Source organism: Streptomyces sp. NBC_01314 (assembly GCF_041435215.1).
Classification (GTDB): Bacteria; Actinomycetota; Actinomycetes; order Streptomycetales; family Streptomycetaceae; genus Streptomyces.
Genome location: NZ_CP108394.1, coordinates 2,140,517 through 2,157,002 on the forward strand (window position 1 = coordinate 2,140,517; position 16,486 = coordinate 2,157,002).

The following is a 16,486-nucleotide window of genomic DNA, read 5'->3' on the forward strand; positions in this document are numbered from 1 at the left end:
GACCGGCGATCCCTCACCCCTGGAACGGGTGTGCGGGTTTGAGCGGCAGGGTGGCCCAGATCACCTTGCCGCCACTCGCGGTGTGCTCGACGTCGCAGACCCCGCCCGCCTCCAGCGTGATCTCGCGCACCAGGAGCAGACCACGGCCGCCGAGCCGGCCGTGGTCGGTCTCCAGGGCGGTCGGGCGGTAGGGGTGATTGTCCTCCACCGAGACCCGCACCCACTCCGCTCCGACGGCAACCTCGACGGCGAGCGTGGGCGACAGCAGCGCCGCGTGTTTCACGGCGTTCGTCACCAACTCGGAGACGATCAGCAGCAGTCCTTGGACGAGGTCGTCCGAGACCGGCACACCTTGGCGGGCGAGCAGCTCCCGGACGGCGCGCCGCGCCTGCGGCACCGAGACGTCGACGGCGGCGGCGGTGAACCGCCAGACCCCTTCGTAGGGCAGTGGCTCCGGCGGCCTCGGGTCGTCGGGTCCGGGCCCGCCGCCTTCAGGGCGTGGGTCGCTCCCGCGCCCTTGGTCGTCCATTGTCCGGTCGCCACCCTTGCGCTCGACTGTCACCACATGTCGAGTGTTGGTAACTCAGCGCTGTGCACGGTGGACTGAACAGAAGTCAGCGCGTATCGACGACATTCGGATCACCTGTGAGCGAGTTGGCCAGCCGTACGCCTGCCCTTGTTCGGGGCTTGCCCATTTCGGAACTATTCGGGTTGTACGGGTTTACCGCCGGACCCGTTGCTGTTCCTGGATCCGCGCCTCGGGGTCCTCCTCGCCCTACGGGCCCCTTCTTGATCGCTCGGGCGCGGGGGTGGCTAGCATCCGGTGCATGGAGCCTCAGCTGCTGGACACCGTCGCCGACGGGGTCGCCACCGTCGTCGTCCACCACCCGGCCAAGCGCAACGCCATGACGGCCGGGATGTGGCGCGCGCTGCCGCCGCTGCTCGACCGGCTGGCCACCGACCCCGGCGTACGGGCTCTGGTGCTCACCGGGGAGGGCGGGACGTTCTGCGCGGGGGCCGACATCTCCACGCTACGGGGGTCCCCGGGTGAGGCCCAGGGGTTGGCGGTCCTCGCCGAGGAGGCACTGGCCGCCTTCCCGAAGCCGACCCTCGCGGCGATCCGCGGGCACTGCGTGGGGGGTGGCTCACAGCTGGCGGCGGCCTGCGATCTGCGGTTCGCGGAGGAGGGGTCGCTGTTCGGGATCACTCCCGCGAAGCTGGGGCTCGTCTACGCGGCCTCCTCCACCCGGCGGCTGGTGTCGCTGGTCGGGCCGGGCACCGCCAAGTACCTGCTGTTCTCCGGCGAGTTGATCGACGCGGAGCGCGCGCTGCGCACGGGACTGGTGGACGAGGTGCTGCGCGTGGGCGAACTCTCCGACCGGGTGGCGGAGTTCAGCGCGGTACTGGTCTCACGCTCGCAGCTGACGCAGGCGGCGGCCAAGGAGTTCGCGGACGGCCGCACCGACCGCGACGCCCACTGGGCCGAGCAGGCCCGTGGCAGCGGCGACACCGCGGAGGGCGTCGCTGCGTTCCTGGAGCGCAGACCGCCCCGGTTCACCTGGAGCGTCTGAACTCCCCCTGAACTCACCGCAGAACGTGACGGCTGTTCTCGCGGAACCATTCGACGAGGTGGTCGGGCGCCTTCTCCGGTGAGCCCGCGTCGTACGGCGGCTGCGGGTCGTACTCCGTCGCCAGCTGGATTGCCTGGGCATGGTCGTCGCCCGCGATCCTGCCGAGCAGGGTCAGACCCATGTCGATGCCGGAGGAGACGCCGGCCGCGGTGACGTACTTGCCGTCGAACACCACCCGCTCCCCCGTCGACTCCGCGCCGAACCGCTTCAGCGCGTCGAGGGCAAGCCAGTGCGAGGTGGCGCGGCGGCCCTTCAGAAGGCCTGCGGCGGCGAGCAGCAGGGAGCCGGTGCACACGGAGGTCGTCCAGGTACTGGTGGTGTCGGCTGTACGCAGCCAGCCCAGAAGGGCCTCGTTCTCCATCTGCGCGCTCTGGCCAGGGCCACCGGGAACGATCACGATGTCGGGGTTCGGCACCTCGGCCAGGGTCTTGTCGGCGGTGATCGCCAGGGTTCCCTGGTCGGTACGGACCGGGCCGGTCTCCTCGGCGACAAAGAGCAGTTCCGCGTCCGGGGCACGGCCGAGGGTCTCGTACGGGCCCACCGCGTCGAGGGCGGTGAAGCGGTCGAAGAGGACGATGGCGATCTGCATGGGTTCCCTTTTCGGTGGGTGGGCGCGGCGGCCGGGTTCAGTGGGTGGGCGCGGAGGCCGGGCGGAAGCGGCGGCGGTACTCCGCCGGGGACGTGGCGAGGGTCTTCACGAAGGCGCGGCGCATGGCCTCGGAGGTGCCGTAGCCGCAGGTGCGGGAGATCTCCTCGACTCCGTCGGCGGTGTCCTCCAGGAGGCGGCGGGCGTGTTCGAGGCGGACCCGGTCGACGTACCGGCCCGGGGCCATGCCCGTCTCGGCCAGGAAGGCGCGGGCGAAGTGGCGGGGTGAGAGCCGGGCGCGGGCGGCCAGGTGCTCGACGCTGAGGTCGTCGCCGGGGTGCTCGGTGATCCACTGTTGGACCTCGCGGAGCGGTTCCCGCTGGGCCGTCTGGGCGGCGAGCTGGGCGCTGAACTGAGCCTGGTTCCCCGGGCGGCGCAGGAAGACGACGAGATGGCGGGCGATGGCGAGGGCGGCCTCGCGGCCGATGTCCTCCTCGACCAGCGCGAGGGCCAGGTCGATGCCGGAGGTGACACCGGCGGAGGTGGCGACGTGCCCGTCGCGGACGAAGATGGGGTCCGGGTCGACCTCGATCGCCGGGTGCCGGCGGGCCAGCGTGTCGCAGTACGCCCAGTGGGTGGTGACCCGGCGGCCGTCCAGGACGCCCGCCTCGGCGAGCAGGATCGCGCCGGTGCAGACCGAGACCAGGCGCTCCGCGCGCGGGCCGTGCTCGCGCAGCCAGGCGACGACCTCGGGGGCGGGGCTCCGCGTGCCGTGGCCGCCGGGGACGAGCAGGGTGTGCGGGGCGGGTGCGGTGGCGAGGGAGTGGTCGGGGACGAGCGTGAGGCCGCTGGAGGTGCGCACGGGCGTGCCGTCCAGGGAGGCCGTGCTGATGCGGTACGTGCCCGGTGTGTGCTGTTCCGCGCCGGCGAAGACCTCCACCGGGCCGGTGACGTCGAGGCTCTGCACGCCGTCGAAGAGGACGACCAGGACTGTTCGCATGTCATCGATTCTTGGGTGGCCGGACCATGACCGCAATGACGAGTACCCCACCTTTTCTGCCACCGGCTGGGTCGGATCGCCGCCCGCCGACCGGGGCCGCTGACCGGCCGAGGACGCCCCCTGTCTCACCTACCAACCGGTCGGTAACATGCCGGGCATGACCTCATCTCTGCCGGAGCGCGCCGGGCGGCGCTGCCACGGCTTCCTCAATCCGTTCCACTCCGCGCACTACTTCTCGCCGGACCTCGGCCGGGAGCTGGCCGCCGCGGGGGTGGCGGACCCGCAGGCGGCGTACTTCGCGGTGCGGGCGGCGGCCATGGGCGGGGTCGGGGCGGGCGTGGTGACGGCGACGTTCTTCAACTTCCGCCACGGACTGGTGGCGGAGCACGTTCCCGCCGTGTGGGAGGCCGCCGCACCCCCGGTGGTGCTGGCGGCCCGTGAGCGCGCCGTCGACGCCACGCTGCGGCGGCTGCTCGGCGAGGAGTTGATCGCCTCCGCGGAGATCGCCGAGGCGGCGGAGCTGGCACTCCGCGCCACAGAGGCGTGCGCGAGGACCGCACGCCCCCTGTATGCGGCGCACGCCGATCTCCCCGTACCCGAGCGCCCTCACCTCGCGCTCTGGCACGCCGCCACGCTGCTGCGCGAGCACCGGGGCGACGGACATCTCATGGTGCTCCTCGACGCGGGCCTCGACCCGGTCGAGGCACTGGCCAGCCACACCGCGACCGGCAAGGGGATGTCCCCGAAGTGGGCCGTCGGCACGCGCGGCTGGACCCAGGACGAGTGGGACGCCGCGACCGCCCGGCTCCACGGGCGCGGACTGCTCGGCACCGAGGGCGAACTGACGGAGGCGGGCGTGGCCTTCCGCAGGGACGTCGAGGACGCGACGGACCGCCTCGACCTCGCGCCGTACGAGCACCTGGGCGCGGCCGGGGTGCAGCGGCTCACCGAGCTGATGACCGGACTGGTGACGACCATGCTCTCCTCGGGGGCGTTCCCGGCGGGGATGATCGGCAAGCGCTGACCGGATCGGTCCAGGCATGAACGGCGCGGGGCGCGGTACCCGATCATTCCTGACCCAGCCAACCGGGAGACGAAAGGGGAAGTCCGTGTTCCGTGCGATCGCAGACGTGTTGCGGCAGATCGGTGGGGCCATCGCGACAGTGGTCACGCTGCCGTTCCGGGCCGTGGCCCGGCTCTTCGGCGGTGCGTCGAGTTCGACTCACCGCACCGGGCGGGCCCGTCGGGCCTGAGCACGACGGGCCGTCGACCTTCGGAGCCGGGCGCGACCACGCGTCCGGCTCCCCGTCCGTCCCGGCCCGCCCCTGCGAGTCTCACGCCCTGGGCCCCCGCTGTCGGTGCCACCTGCCACAATTGCCGCGCAACCCCAGTGGAGAAGGCGGTACGGGATCGTGACGACACCCCTCGTAGGGTCCATCGAAGGCAGGATCGCCGAGGAGCTCGGCGTACGGGAGCGGCAGGTCAGAGCCGCGGTGGAGCTGCTCGACGGCGGATCGACCGTGCCCTTCATCGCCCGCTACCGCAAGGAAGCGACCGAGATGCTCGACGACGCGCAGCTGCGCACGCTCGAGGAGCGGCTGCGCTATCTGCGGGAGCTGGAGGAACGGCGGACGGCGATCCTCGAGTCCGTGCGCGAGCAGGGCAAGCTGACGCCCGAGGTCGAGGAGCGGATCCGCGCCGCCGAGACCAAGGCACGGCTGGAGGACATCTACCTCCCCTTCAAGCCGAAGCGGCGCACGAAGGCGCAGATCGCCCGCGAGGCGGGCCTGGAGCCACTGGCCGAGGGCCTGCTCGGCGACCCGACCGTCGAGCCGCAGGCCGCCGCCGCGGCGTTCGTGGACGCCGACAAGGGCATCGCCGATCCGCAGGCCGCGCTGGACGGCGCGCGCGCGATCCTCACCGAGCGGTTCTCGGAGGACGCCGACCTGATCGGCGAGCTGCGTGAGCGCATGTGGGTGCGGGGGCGGCTGGCCGCCAGGGTGAAGGACGGCAAGGAGGAGGCGGGCGCCAAGTTCGCCGACTACTTCGACTTCGCCGAGCCGTTCACCGACCTGCCCTCCCACCGCATCCTGGCGATGCTGCGCGGCGAGAAGGAGGACGTCCTCGACCTCGTCCTGGAGCCGGAGGAGCCCTCCGAGCGGCCCGGCCCTTCGTCGTACGAGGGGATCGTCGCCCATCGTTTCCAGATCGCCGACCGTGGGCGCCCCGGCGACAAGTGGCTGACGGACACGGTCCGTTGGGCCTGGCGGACCCGCATTCTCGTCCACCTCGGCATCGACATGCGGCTGCGGCTGCGGACGGCCGCCGAGGACGAGGCAGTGAACGTCTTCGCGGCGAACCTGCGCGACCTGCTCCTCGCCGCCCCCGCCGGGACCCGCGCGACGCTCGGCCTCGACCCCGGTTTCCGGACGGGCGTGAAGGTCGCCGTGGTGGACGCGACCGGCAAGGTCGTCGCCACGGACGTGATCTACCCGCACGTCCCGGCCAACAAGTGGGACGAGGCCATCGCCAAGCTGGCGCGCCTCGCCAAGGAGCACACGGTCGACCTGATCGCCATCGGCAACGGCACGGCCTCCCGCGAGACCGACAAGCTCGCCGGTGAACTGATCACCAAGCACCCGGAGTTGCAGCTCACCAAGGTGATGGTGTCGGAGGCGGGCGCGTCCGTGTACTCGGCGTCGGCGTTCGCCTCGCAGGAGCTGCCGGACATGGACGTGTCGCTGCGCGGCGCCGTCTCCATCGCGCGCCGTCTCCAGGACCCCCTCGCCGAACTGGTGAAGATCGATCCGAAGTCCATCGGTGTCGGGCAGTACCAGCACGACCTGTCCGAGGTGAAGCTGTCGCGTTCGCTGGACGCGGTGGTCGAGGACTGCGTGAACGGCGTCGGCGTCGACGTGAACACGGCGTCCGCCCCGCTGCTTGCCCGTGTCTCCGGCATCTCCTCCGGGCTCGCCGAGAACATCGTGGCCCACCGGGACACCAACGGTCCCTTCAGGTCGCGGTCCCAGCTGAAGGGTGTGGCGCGGCTCGGCCCCAAGGCGTACGAGCAGTGCGCGGGGTTCCTGCGGATCCGGGACGGCGACGACCCGCTGGACGCGTCCAGCGTGCACCCGGAGGCGTACCCCGTGGTGCGGCGGATGGTGAAGACCTCCGGGCAGGAGGTGGCGGCGCTCATCGGCAACACGGGGGTCCTGCGGTCGCTCAGGCCCGGGGAGTTCGTGGACGAGACGTTCGGTCTGCCGACCGTGTCGGACATCCTGAAGGAGCTGGAGAAGCCGGGGCGTGACCCTCGGCCCGCCTTCAAGACGGCCACGTTCAAGGACGGCGTCGAGAAGATCTCCGACCTGGTCTCCGGGATGGTCCTGGAGGGCGTCGTGACGAACGTGGCGGCCTTCGGGGCGTTCATCGACGTCGGTGTCCACCAGGACGGGCTGGCGCATGTCTCCGCGCTGTCGAAGACGTTCGTCAAGGACCCGCGTGACGTGGTCAAGCCCGGGGACATCGTCAAGGTGAAGGTCCTCGACATCGACATTCCCCGGAAGCGGATCTCCCTGACACTGCGGCTGGACGACGAGGCCGCGCCGAAGGGGCAGGGCGGTCCGGGGCAGTCGGGTGGGGGTTCTCGGCCTCAGCGGGGGGCTCGTGGATCGCAGCCGCCTCGGCAGCAGGCGCGTGGGGGTGGGGGCGGTGCTTCCCGGCAGGGGGGTGCGGCTGCGGCTCCTTCGAACAGTGCGATGGCGGATGCGTTGCGGCGGGCGGGGCTGGTGGACAAGAAGCGGCGCTGAGTGGTTCGGCGGGGGTTTCTCGCCCCCGCCGCCCCTACCCGTCCCCGTCCAAGGGCTGCGCCCCTTCGACCAACCCCCATCCGCGGGTCCGGTGGGGGCTGCTCGCGCAGTTCCCCGCGCCCCTGAAAAAGCAGGGGCTGCGCCCCCTGCTTTTTCCTCGGCACGCAGAACCCGTCCCCGCCCGAGACGGCGCCCTCAGCTCTCCGTCATCTTGCCCGCCTCCACCGCGAAGCGGCGTGTCACCCGTACCGCGTCCAGCATGCGGCGGTCGTGAGTGACCAGCAGGAGCGTGCCCTCGTAGGCGTCCAGGGCCGATTCCAGCTGCTCGATCGCGGGGAGGTCCAGGTGGTTCGTGGGCTCGTCGAGGATCAGGAGGTTGACGCCTCGGCCCTGGAGCAGCGCGAGAGCCGCTCGGGTGCGTTCGCCCGGGGAGAGGGTCACCGCCGGGCGGAGGACATGGGTGGACTTGAGGCCGAACTTGGCGAGGAGCGTGCGCACCTCGGCGGGTTCGGTGTCGGGGACGGCCGCGCAGAAGGCGTCGAGGAGGGATTCGGGGCCGAGGAAGAGGCCACGGGCCTGGTCGACCTCGCCGACGAGGACGCCCGAGCCGAGCGCGGCATGGCCCGAGTCCAGGGGGACCCGGCCGAGCAGCGCGCCCAGGAGGGTCGACTTGCCGGCGCCGTTCGCGCCCGTGATGGCGATGCGGTCCGCCCAGTCGATCTGCAGGGACACCGGACCGAAGCCGAAGTCCCCCCGCCGTACCTCGGCGTCACGCATGGTGGCGACCACGGCGCCGGAGCGCGGAGCCGACGCGATCTCCATCCGCAGCTCCCACTCCTTGCGCGGCTCGTCGACGACGTCCAGCCGTTCGATCATGCGCTGGGTCTGCCGGGCCTTCGCTGCCTGCTTCTCGCTCGCCTCGCTGCGGAACTTGCGGCCGATCTTGTCGTTGTCGTTGTTCGCCTTGCGCCGCGCGTTCTTGACACCCTTGTCCATCCAGGAGCGCTGCATCTGGGCGCGGTCCTGGAGGGCGGACTTCTTGTCGGCGTACTCATCGAAGTCGTCACGGGCGTGCCGGCGGGCGGTCTCGCGCTCCTCCAGGTAGGCCTCGTAGCCGCCGCCGTAGAGGTTGATCTGGTTCTGGGCGAGGTCGAGTTCGAGAACCTTGGTGACGGTGCGGGTGAGGAACTCGCGGTCGTGGCTGACGACCACCGTGCCCGCGCGCAGGCCGGAGACGAAGCGTTCGAGTCGTTCCAGTCCGTCCAGGTCGAGGTCGTTGGTGGGCTCGTCCAGGAGGAAGACGTCGTAGCGGGAGAGGAGGAGGGAGGCGAGTCCGGCGCGGGCTGCCTGGCCGCCGGAGAGGCCGGTCATCAGCTGGTCCAGGTCGACGCCGAGGCCGAGGGAGTCGGCGACCTCCTCCGCCCGCTCGTCGAGGTCGGCGCCGCCCAGGTCGAGCCAGCGCTCCAGGCTCACCGAGTACGCGTCGTCGGCACCGGGGGCGCCGTCCACCAGCGCCTGGGTGGCCTCGTCCATCACCCGCTGGGCCTCCGCCACGCCCGTGCGCCGGGCGAGGAAGTCCCGTACGGTCTCGCCCTCCCGGCGCTCCGGCTCCTGCGGCAGGTGACCGACGGTCGCTGTCGGCGGGGAGAGCCGCAGCTCGCCCTCCTCCGGCGGGAGCAGGCCGGCGAGCAGCCGGAGCAGCGTGGACTTGCCCGCGCCATTGGCACCGACGAGCCCGATCACATCACCGGGGGCGACGACGAGGTCGAGCCCGGAGAAGAGAGAGCGGTCGCCGTGGCCGGCGGCGAGGTTCTTGACGACGAGGGTGGCGGTCACGAGGGGCGATCCTAACGACAGGGGGGCGGGTCCTCCTAGCGGCGTCGATGTGGGGGCCGCGGCCGCCCATCGAGCCGCGTCCGGAGCCGGGACTGCGGCGGCCTCCCGCTGCGAGGCGGTGCTGCCACACGATGCGGTCGGCTTCGGCCGCGGCCGTTGCCGTGGTGCGCGGCGGGGCGGGCTCCGGTGGCTTCGTGTCCTTCTTCTTCTCGCCCCCGCCGCCCCTACCCGTCCCCTCCCCGGGGCTCTGCCCCAGACCCCGTTCGCGCGGTTCCCCGCGCCCCTTTCAGCGGTGCGGGGAACCGCGCGAGAAGTCCCTCACCCCGCCATCGGCTCCACCAGCACCGTTCCCGAGGTGCGGGCCACGATGAACGACTCTCCCTTCACGGCCTTGGGGTCCAGGCCGATGCGGTGCTGGCCCGCCGGGAGGATCCCGTCGAAGAAGCGGTAGGTGTGAGGGCGGTACAGCCGGTCGAGGCGGTAGGCGGTGAGCTCCACCCGGCAGGTGGAGGTGATCTCGATGCCGGCCTGTCCTCCGGCGGCGACGAGACGGGTCAGGCGCCGCTGTTCCGCCGGGCTGCGGTCGAGGGCGTGTTCGATCTGGGCGACGAGGAGCGGAATGATGGGGGCGAGCCCGTCGACGTACGCGACCTGGACCCCCGCGCGGTCGAAGGCCAGCCGTACGGCACCGCGGTCCGCCTCGCCGACGGACCGGCCGAAGGCCACGACACCGTAGGCGCGCAGTTCCTCGGCGGACACGCCGGTGGCGTCGTGCGCTATGTCGGCGCCGATTCCGATGGCACGCAGGGCGGCGGCGAGTTTGGCGAGGACGGCGACACGGGCACCGATGAGGAGGACCCGGCGGCGGGCCGACGGCTCGGCGGCGGACTCGCGCAGCAGGGACTGCAGTGCGCTGCGGTAGTCGGCGCCGTGGAACCGGAAAGGACCGATGCCCGTGTAGCCGTTCAGCTTGAGGTCGGCCTCCTCCTCCGTCTGCCAGGCGAAGTCCCGCCACACGTAGTCCTCGCCGTCCCGCTCTATGACCGCGGTCACGGCTCCGCAGGCGAGGTCGGCGCATTCGGGGCAGCCGTAGATGACGTAGCGGCCGCGCGTCAGTGGTGCTTCGGCTTCGAGGAGCAGGCTGCGCACCTGGGCGGTGAAGATCGAGGGCGGAACGTCGGAGGCGAGTGGGGAGACGGCATCGAGGTCGGAGAGCTGGAACAGCAGCGGGCGTCCGTCGACGATGAAGTCCACGAAGTCCCGGTGCACTTGGTAGTCACCGTTGGCGAGGACGCCACCGGCTCGGATCGCCGGTGCCAGGCCGAAGGTCGCGTACTCGGCAGACATGGTGTGAGTATCCCCACAAAGTCAGACTTGTGAGCACAGCATGCCATATTCCGTTAACGTCCCCGCATGACCCATGAATCGAACAGTGATGTGATCGTGGTCGGTGGCGGGGTCGCCGGTCTCACGACGGCCGTCGTTCTGGCGGAGAGCGGCAGACGGGTTCGGATCTGGGCACGGGAGCCCGCGGAGCGGACGACGTCCGCCGTCGCGGGCGGACTGTGGTGGCCCTACCGGATCGAACCGGAGGAACTCGCCGGCGAGTGGGCGCTCGTCACCCTGGCCGTGTACGAGGAGTTGGCGGCCCGGTCCGACGAGACGGGCGTACGCATGGTCGAGGGCGTACACCGCGGGACCGCGCTGGACGCGCTCGGTGAGTGGGCCTCGCGGGTGGCCGGGCTGCGGACGGTGACCGCCGAGGAGTACCCGGGCGTCGGGCTGTGGGCGCGTCTGCCGCTGATCGACATGCCGGTCCATCTGCGGTGGCTGCGCGAGCGGTTCGTCGCGGCGGGCGGGACGGTGGAAGAGCGTACGGTCACGGACCTCGCGGCGGTCGACGCGCCCGTCGTCGTCAACTGCACGGGGCTCGGCGCGCGGGAACTGGTGCCGGATCCTTCCGTACGGCCGGTGCGGGGGCAGCTGGTCGTCGTGGAGAACCCCGGGGTCGACACCTGGCTCACGTCGGTGAATCACTTCGGGGCCGAGAGCACGTACTTCATGCCGCAGCCGGGTGGGTTGATCCTGGGCGGTACGGCGGAGGAGGACGCCTGGTCGTTGACGCCGGATCCGGTGATCGCGGAGAAGATCGTGAAGCGGTGTGCGGCGGTTCGGCCCGAGATCGAGGGGGCGCGGATCATCGAGCACCGGGTGGGGCTGCGGCCCACCCGCCCGGCAGTGCGTCTGGAGCGGGAACTCCTGCCGGGTGGGCGGGTGTTGGTGCACAACTACGGGCATGGTGGGGCCGGGGTCACGGTGGCGTGGGGATGCGCGGGGGAGGCAGCACAACTCGCTGCCGGATGACCATCAGGGGCGCGGGGTCGTGTCATCGTGCGGCTCCGCCGCGTGGGCGCGACCAGCCACGGACGGACTCGCGGCCGCCCACTCCCCGCAGCCCCAACGGCGACCCTCGCGACCGGCTACTCCGCGCGACGGCCGATCGGGTCTCCCTCGGTCTCCGTGCCCTGCCCCGGCCCGACCCTGATCTCGAACTCGCCGTCGTACCGCTTGTGGCCCTCGATGACGGCGAGTTCGACCGCCTCGGAGGCCATCTCCTCGCGGACGATCACGTGGTCCCGGCGCAGGTCGCGCATCAGGGCGACGCACATGCCGATCATCACGAGCACGAACGGCGCGGCGGCCAGGATCGTGAGGTTCTGCAGGCCCGTGAGGGCGTCGCCCTGACCGCTGCCGACGAGGAGCATGATCGCGGCGACGGCTCCGGTGACGACACCCCAGAAGACGACGACGAAGCGGCCGGGTTCGAGCGCGCCGCGCTGGGAGAGCGTGCCCATGACGATGGACGCGGCGTCGGCGCCGGAGACGAAGAAGATACCGACGAGGATCATCACCAGCAGGCTGGAGACGGTGGCGACGGGGAACTCGTGGAGGACGGCGAAGAGCTGGCCCTCCGGCGTGGCCTCCTCACCGATGCGGCCCTGCTCCTGCAGTTTCATCGCCGTACCGCCGAAGACCGCGAACCAGACGAGGCTGACCGAGCTGGGGACGAGTATGACGCCGCCGATGAACTGGCGGATGGTGCGGCCGCGGCTGATGCGGGCGATGAACATGCCGACGAAGGGCGTCCAGGAGATCCACCACGCCCAGTAGAAGACGGTCCAGCTGCCGAGCCAGTCGGCCACGCCCTCGCCGCCGGACGCCTCGGTGCGGCCCGCGAGCTGGGGCAGGTCACCGAGGTAGGCGAAGACCGAGGTGGGCAGGAGGTCGAGGACCAGGATGGTCGGGCCGGCGACGAAGACGAAGACCGCCAGCACCAGGGCCAGCACCATGTTGGTGTTGGACAGCCACTGGATGCCCTTCTCCACACCGGATACGGCGGAGGCGACGAAGGCCAGGGTCAGGACCGCGATGATGGCGACGAGCAGGCCGGTGCTGACCTTGTTCATCCAGCCCAGCTCCGTGAAACCGGAACCGATCTGGAGGGCGCCGAGGCCGAGGGAGGCCGCCGAGCCGAAGATCGTGGCGACGATCGCGAGGATGTCGATGACCCGGCCGCCGGTGCCGTTCGCGTGCTTCTCGCCGATCAGCGGGGTGAAGACGGCGCTGATGGTCTGACGGCGCTGCTTGCGGAACGTGCTGTAGGCGATGGCGAGGCCGACCACCGCGTAGATCGCCCAGGGGTGCAGCGTCCAGTGGAAGAGGGTGGTCGCCATCGCCGTTTCCATGCGCTCGCCGGAGCCCTCGGGGTTCGTGCCCGGCGGGGGCGAGGCGTAGTGGGCGAGCGGCTCGCTGACGCCGTAGAACATCAGGCCGATGCCCATGCCGGCGCTGAACATCATGGCGACCCAGGAGACCGTGCGGAACTCGGGCTTCTCGCCCTCGACCCCGAGGTGGATGCGGCCGTAGCGGCTGACCGCGAGCCACAGGGCGAAGACGACGAAGCAGGAGGCGGCCAGCATGAACGCCCAGCCACCATTGTGGATCAGGCCGGTCAGCAACTTGCCGGAGGCGGTTTCGAGCGAGTCCGTCCAGATGGCGCCCCAGAGCACGAAGCCCAGGGTGAGAGCCGCCGTCACGCCGAACACGACGCGGTCCGTCCGGGGCCGCCCGCCGCCGGGGAGACCCGCCTCCGAGCCTGGAAGCGCGCCTCCCCCGTGGTGGGTGGTGTGATGATCGTGCGTCACAGGTGGAACCTTTCGAGAGTGGCTGGAACTGACCCTCTCCTGCCCAGGAACCCCTACCACATGTGACCTCGGTCCTTTCTTGTTCAACAGGTGGTGTCGGGCTCTCCCGCCGTCAGGCGGTACGGCGCCCGCTCGTCGAGCAGCAGCGGGACGAGCGCGCGCAGTTGCTGGCGCGACGGTACGAGGACGCCGTCGCCGTCGCCGTTGCCGTTGCCGTCGTTCCGGGGCCGTACGCGGACGCCGTGCAGGGCCAGCTCGTCCCCGAACTCCTCGTACTGCTGTGCGGTGAGCCGGTAGCCGCAGGGTGGGTCCTGGATCACCTCGGCGGGTTCGGCCGGATCGTTGTCGGCGCCGCCGACGTAGACCGGGCCGGTGTCGCGGAGGCCGGCGAGACGGGCCGCACCGGTCGCCCGGTCGACCTGTCTGCCGCGTTCACCGGCGAAGCCGAACAGGCCTTTCAGGGCGGCGAGCTGGGAGTTCACCCGGCGCCGGTTGTTGACGGGCTCCTCGGTGCCGGCCGTCGGCGGTTCCACCCGGCTCTCGATCAGCAGTCCGACGGAGTGCTTGATTCCGGACATGTTCCGCAGGATGCGTTCCTGGCCGTCACCCGCGACCTGGCGGATCGGGTCGCCGGTGTCCGGGTCGGTCCAGATGCCGTACGTGCCGGTCGAGTATCCGGCGGCCCCCGCGGCCGGGCGTACGTGGTCCAGGGACAGGGTGCGGGCCTCGGTGTGGACGGCCGCGTCGGTGTTGAGGTTGCGGGGCCAGAGGTCGAAGAGATCCTTGTCGTAGTACCGGGGTGTGGCCCCGTACTCGTGCAGGTCGTAGACGACGTCGGGTTCGCGGTCGCGTATGGCGGCGGCGAGCGCCCGTGCCTCGGCCGTCCGGAGGGCGAGGTGGTCACGGTTGATGTCGACGCCGTCGCTGTTGCCCCGGGTGTCGGCGGCCCGGCCGTCGGGGTTGGCGGTGGGCACGACGAGGACGGTAGTGGATTTCAGCAGCCGCTCGGTCCGCCTGTCCCTGGCGTGGGCGAGGTCGCGGATCGTGGTGAGGCAGGCGTCGCGGCCCGAGGGCTCGTCGCCGTGCTGGCTGCAGATGAGCAGGACCGTGCGCGTGGTGGGGCGGGTGCCGATGCGGACGAGTTGAAGCGGGCGGTCCTGCCCGGTCGTGCCGATACGGGTGATCGACACGCGATCGCTTCCCCGGTCCACGGCGGCGAGGAACTCCTGCTCCTCGGACTGGCTGGTCCAGCGGGCGCCGCCCGACCGCTCGAATCCGGTGCGTGGCGGGGTGGTGTCCGTCGCGTACGCGGGCGTCGACAGCAGGGGCGCGGCGAGCGCCGTGGCGATCAGCGCCGCGACACGGGCCCTCATGCTCCATCGCCCGGCACGCGGGCGGCCCGGCTCGGGTCGCGTACGCCGTCGAGGACGGAGGCCGCGGGGGTGCCGGTGGCGCCCGTGGTCGCCTTCTTGAAGGCGGAACCACCGCCGACCAGCGGGACCTTGGCGGAGGTGCGCCCGAGGTCGATGGTCAGTGTGGGCGTGCCGGACGGCGGGTCGATGAGGTCCTGGTCCGTGCCCGCGATGATCAGCGCGAGCCGGTGGCCCGCCGGGACGACGTGGTCGCTCGCGTGCAGGTCGAGGGTGATCGTGTACGGGGTGCCGGGTGTGAGCGGGGCTCCGGTGCCGGACGAGTGGTTGCCGAGGTCGGCCCAGCCGCGGCTGAAGATCGTGTAGTCGACGTCGGCCGTCCTGGCCCGGGTCTGCCGGAAGCAGGAGCTGTCGCCGCTGGTGCTCGGGCCCCAGCAGGTGCGTTCGGTGAGGGTGGTGATGCCCTCGCCCGCTGCGGAGTAGTCGCGGATGGTGTCCGGGCCGAGGTCCACGAGGACCGCCGAGAGGTGGGCGGCGGAGGTGGTGGGCGTGGCGGTGACGGTCACCTTGGAGGAGCCGGACAGGCGCAGGTCCCCGGTGAGCGGCGGAGTGACGAAGCCCGCCTTGTCGGGGGTGGACCTGTCGACGTACGCCGCCCAGTCGGTCTCGTTCAGCGCCGGGTTGTCGGTGAAGGTCTCGGTGCCGGACCGCTTGCGAAGGCCGAGCGTGCCGACGCCCGGCTCACTTCCCCCGGCCGGACGGAGGGTCGTGGCCTTCGTGGTGCGCGGCGGCCAGACCTTGGACGTCTCCCACTGGTTCGGGTGGCGTTCGACGTCGGCCATGGGCTCGTCGTCGACGCCGTTGTCGTAGCCGAGGAGTTCGTGGTCGAACCAGCGGTGCAGGGTGTCGACCCACTCCGCGCGGCGGAAGTCGAACGGGTCGACGTGGCCGGCCTGGGAGAGCCAGATCTTGCGCTCGACGCCGTGCTTGGCGAGGGCGTCCCACCACTGGCCGAAGTGCTTGGGGCGGACGTTCAGGTCCTGGCCGCCGTGGATGACGAAGACGCTGGCGTCGATCTTCCGGACGTCCTTGACGTAGTCGCGCTCGGTCCAGAGCGGGGTCCGGTCGCCGGTGCGCGGGGCGCCGTCGACCAGTTCCTGTTGGACGGCCCCGCACTTGGCGCGGGCATCCGGACTCTCCACGTAGTCGGAGAGCCACTCTGGGCCGGAGTCGTAGAGGGGGGCGCCCTTGGCGAAGTAGTAGTCGTACCAGGAGGAGATCGCGCCGATCGGGACGATGGTCTCCAGGCCCTCGACTCCCGTGGCGGCCACGCCGTTGGCGATCGTGCCGTCGTAGCTCTTGCCGATCATGCCGGTCCTGCCGTTGGTCCAGCGGGCCTTGGCCTTCGTGGTGCCCGTGCGGGTGGTGTACGCCCTGCCGCGGCCGTTGAGCCAGTCGACGACCGCCTTGGCGGACTGGATGTCGGAGCGGCCGCCGACGTCGACACAGCCGTCGGAGCGGTTGGTTCCGGCGAGGTCGACGGCGACGAAGGCGTAGCCGCGGGGCACGAAGTAGTTGTCGTAGAACAGCGGCATCTGGTCGACGTTCCCGTTCGCGTCGTACGTCTTGCGCTGACTCTCGTTGCCGCGTCCACAGCAGGAGTAGTACGGGCTGGCGTCCATGATCACGGGGATCTTGCGGCCCCGTCGGTCGGGTTCACTCGGACGGACGATGTCGACGGCGACACGGTCCGTCTTCCCGTCGCGGTCGCCGTCTAGCCCGGTGTCCACCCAGACGGCCTCGCGGACGGCGTTGTCGTACGAGTAGACCGGTTCACTCTTCCGGGGGGCCGGGGTGCCGGCGACCGCTGGGGTGAGGAACGTGGCCGTGAGAGCGGCGGCCGTGGCCGCCGTCGCGAGCGATCTCCAGGTCGTGAAGCGCATGCGTCGCGCAGGTATCGGCATGCGCGGACGGTACTGCGGTCAACTCTCGCGCAAAAGAGGCCCTTTTGGGGCTCGCGGGACTTCGGCCACGGTGTGGCCGGAAAGGAGT

General features: G+C 71.4%; 13 protein-coding genes. 5 read left to right on the plus strand and 8 right to left on the minus strand.

The features are described 5' to 3' along the window. Nucleotides 1-13 precede the first annotated feature (13 nt). Nucleotides 14-529, minus strand: coding sequence for an ATP-binding protein (locus OG622_RS09525; RefSeq protein ID WP_371584046.1), 516 nt, complete (start codon nt 527-529; stop codon nt 14-16). A 298-nt stretch (nt 530-827) separates the two neighbouring features. On the opposite strand from OG622_RS09525, the gene OG622_RS09530 reads away from it, so the two are divergent. Beyond that, the gene (locus OG622_RS09530; RefSeq protein WP_371574818.1) at nt 828-1,571 is read left to right on the plus strand and encodes an enoyl-CoA hydratase/isomerase family protein; all 744 of its coding nucleotides are present in this window, start codon (nt 828-830) and stop codon (nt 1,569-1,571) included. 13 nt (nt 1,572-1,584) lie between these two features. Here OG622_RS09530 and OG622_RS09535 read toward each other — a convergent pair whose 3' ends face one another. After that, nucleotides 1,585-2,220 carry a DJ-1/PfpI family protein gene (locus tag OG622_RS09535; RefSeq protein ID WP_371574820.1) on the minus strand — a complete coding sequence of 212 codons (636 nt, stop codon included), beginning with the start codon at nt 2,218-2,220 and terminating at the stop codon, nt 1,585-1,587. A 37-nt stretch (nt 2,221-2,257) separates the two neighbouring features. After that, complete coding sequence (locus OG622_RS09540; RefSeq protein WP_371574822.1) at nt 2,258-3,217, minus strand: GlxA family transcriptional regulator; 960 nt, start codon at nt 3,215-3,217, stop codon at nt 2,258-2,260. A gap of 157 nt (nt 3,218-3,374) precedes the next feature. Here OG622_RS09540 and OG622_RS09545 point away from each other — a divergent pair, with 157 nt between their 5' ends. The 3 genes from OG622_RS09545 (at nt 3,375) to OG622_RS09555 (ending at nt 7,023) form a co-directional block, all read left to right on the plus strand. After that, nucleotides 3,375-4,241, plus strand: coding sequence for a hypothetical protein (locus OG622_RS09545; RefSeq protein ID WP_371574824.1), 867 nt, complete (start codon nt 3,375-3,377; stop codon nt 4,239-4,241). An 85-nt stretch (nt 4,242-4,326) separates the two neighbouring features. Next, on the plus strand, nt 4,327-4,470 hold the full coding sequence (locus OG622_RS09550) for an LPFR motif small protein (protein ID WP_371574826.1): 144 nt from the start codon (nt 4,327-4,329) through the stop codon (nt 4,468-4,470). Between the two features lie 159 nt (nt 4,471-4,629). Next, nucleotides 4,630-7,023 (plus strand): Tex family protein, encoded by a 2,394-nt coding sequence (locus OG622_RS09555; RefSeq protein WP_371574828.1) that lies wholly within the window; start codon nt 4,630-4,632, stop codon nt 7,021-7,023. Nucleotides 7,024-7,218: 195 nt separating this feature from the next. Here the strand turns inward: OG622_RS09555 and OG622_RS09560 are convergent, their stop codons facing one another. Both OG622_RS09560 and OG622_RS09565 read right to left on the minus strand, forming a co-directional pair. Beyond that, a complete protein-coding gene (locus OG622_RS09560) occupies nt 7,219-8,859 on the minus strand; it encodes an ABC-F family ATP-binding cassette domain-containing protein (protein WP_371574830.1) in 1,641 nt (546 codons plus the stop codon). A gap of 318 nt (nt 8,860-9,177) precedes the next feature. Further along, entirely contained in the window at nt 9,178-10,206 is a 1,029-nt protein-coding gene (locus OG622_RS09565) for an oxidoreductase (protein WP_371574832.1), read from the minus strand. Between the two features lie 66 nt (nt 10,207-10,272). On the opposite strand from OG622_RS09565, the gene OG622_RS09570 reads away from it, so the two are divergent. Next, complete coding sequence (locus OG622_RS09570) at nt 10,273-11,223, plus strand: FAD-dependent oxidoreductase (protein ID WP_371574834.1); 951 nt, start codon at nt 10,273-10,275, stop codon at nt 11,221-11,223. Between the two features lie 116 nt (nt 11,224-11,339). Here OG622_RS09570 and OG622_RS09575 read toward each other — a convergent pair whose 3' ends face one another. The 3 genes from OG622_RS09575 to OG622_RS09585 all read right to left on the minus strand — a co-directional run bounded on the left by OG622_RS09575 (nt 11,340) and on the right by OG622_RS09585 (nt 16,398). Continuing rightward, on the minus strand, nt 11,340-13,064 hold the full coding sequence (locus tag OG622_RS09575) for a BCCT family transporter (RefSeq protein WP_371574837.1): 1,725 nt from the start codon (nt 13,062-13,064) through the stop codon (nt 11,340-11,342). A gap of 83 nt (nt 13,065-13,147) precedes the next feature. Next, nucleotides 13,148-14,437, minus strand: a complete 1,290-nt coding sequence (locus tag OG622_RS09580) for a DUF2817 domain-containing protein (protein ID WP_371574839.1) — start codon at nt 14,435-14,437, stop codon at nt 13,148-13,150. Further along, the gene (locus OG622_RS09585; RefSeq protein WP_371574841.1) at nt 14,434-16,398 is read right to left on the minus strand and encodes a Xaa-Pro dipeptidyl-peptidase; all 1,965 of its coding nucleotides are present in this window, start codon (nt 16,396-16,398) and stop codon (nt 14,434-14,436) included. Before OG622_RS09585 ends, OG622_RS09580 begins: the two co-directional genes overlap by 4 nt. Between the last annotated feature and the right edge of the window lie 88 nt (nt 16,399-16,486).

Coding starts and splice junctions, on each gene's coding strand:
- OG622_RS09525 (WP_371584046.1), bottom strand. CDS start 529: ATGGACGACCAAGGGCGCGGGAGCGACCCACGCCCTGAAGGCGGCGGG.
- OG622_RS09530 (WP_371574818.1), top strand. CDS start 828: ATGGAGCCTCAGCTGCTGGACACCGTCGCCGACGGGGTCGCCACCGTC.
- OG622_RS09535 (WP_371574820.1), bottom strand. CDS start 2,220: ATGCAGATCGCCATCGTCCTCTTCGACCGCTTCACCGCCCTCGACGCG.
- OG622_RS09540 (WP_371574822.1), bottom strand. CDS start 3,217: ATGCGAACAGTCCTGGTCGTCCTCTTCGACGGCGTGCAGAGCCTCGAC.
- OG622_RS09545 (WP_371574824.1), top strand. CDS start 3,375: ATGACCTCATCTCTGCCGGAGCGCGCCGGGCGGCGCTGCCACGGCTTC.
- OG622_RS09565 (WP_371574832.1), bottom strand. CDS start 10,206: ATGTCTGCCGAGTACGCGACCTTCGGCCTGGCACCGGCGATCCGAGCC.
- OG622_RS09570 (WP_371574834.1), top strand. CDS start 10,273: ATGACCCATGAATCGAACAGTGATGTGATCGTGGTCGGTGGCGGGGTC.
- OG622_RS09580 (WP_371574839.1), bottom strand. CDS start 14,437: ATGAGGGCCCGTGTCGCGGCGCTGATCGCCACGGCGCTCGCCGCGCCC.
- OG622_RS09585 (WP_371574841.1), bottom strand. CDS start 16,398: ATGCCGATACCTGCGCGACGCATGCGCTTCACGACCTGGAGATCGCTC.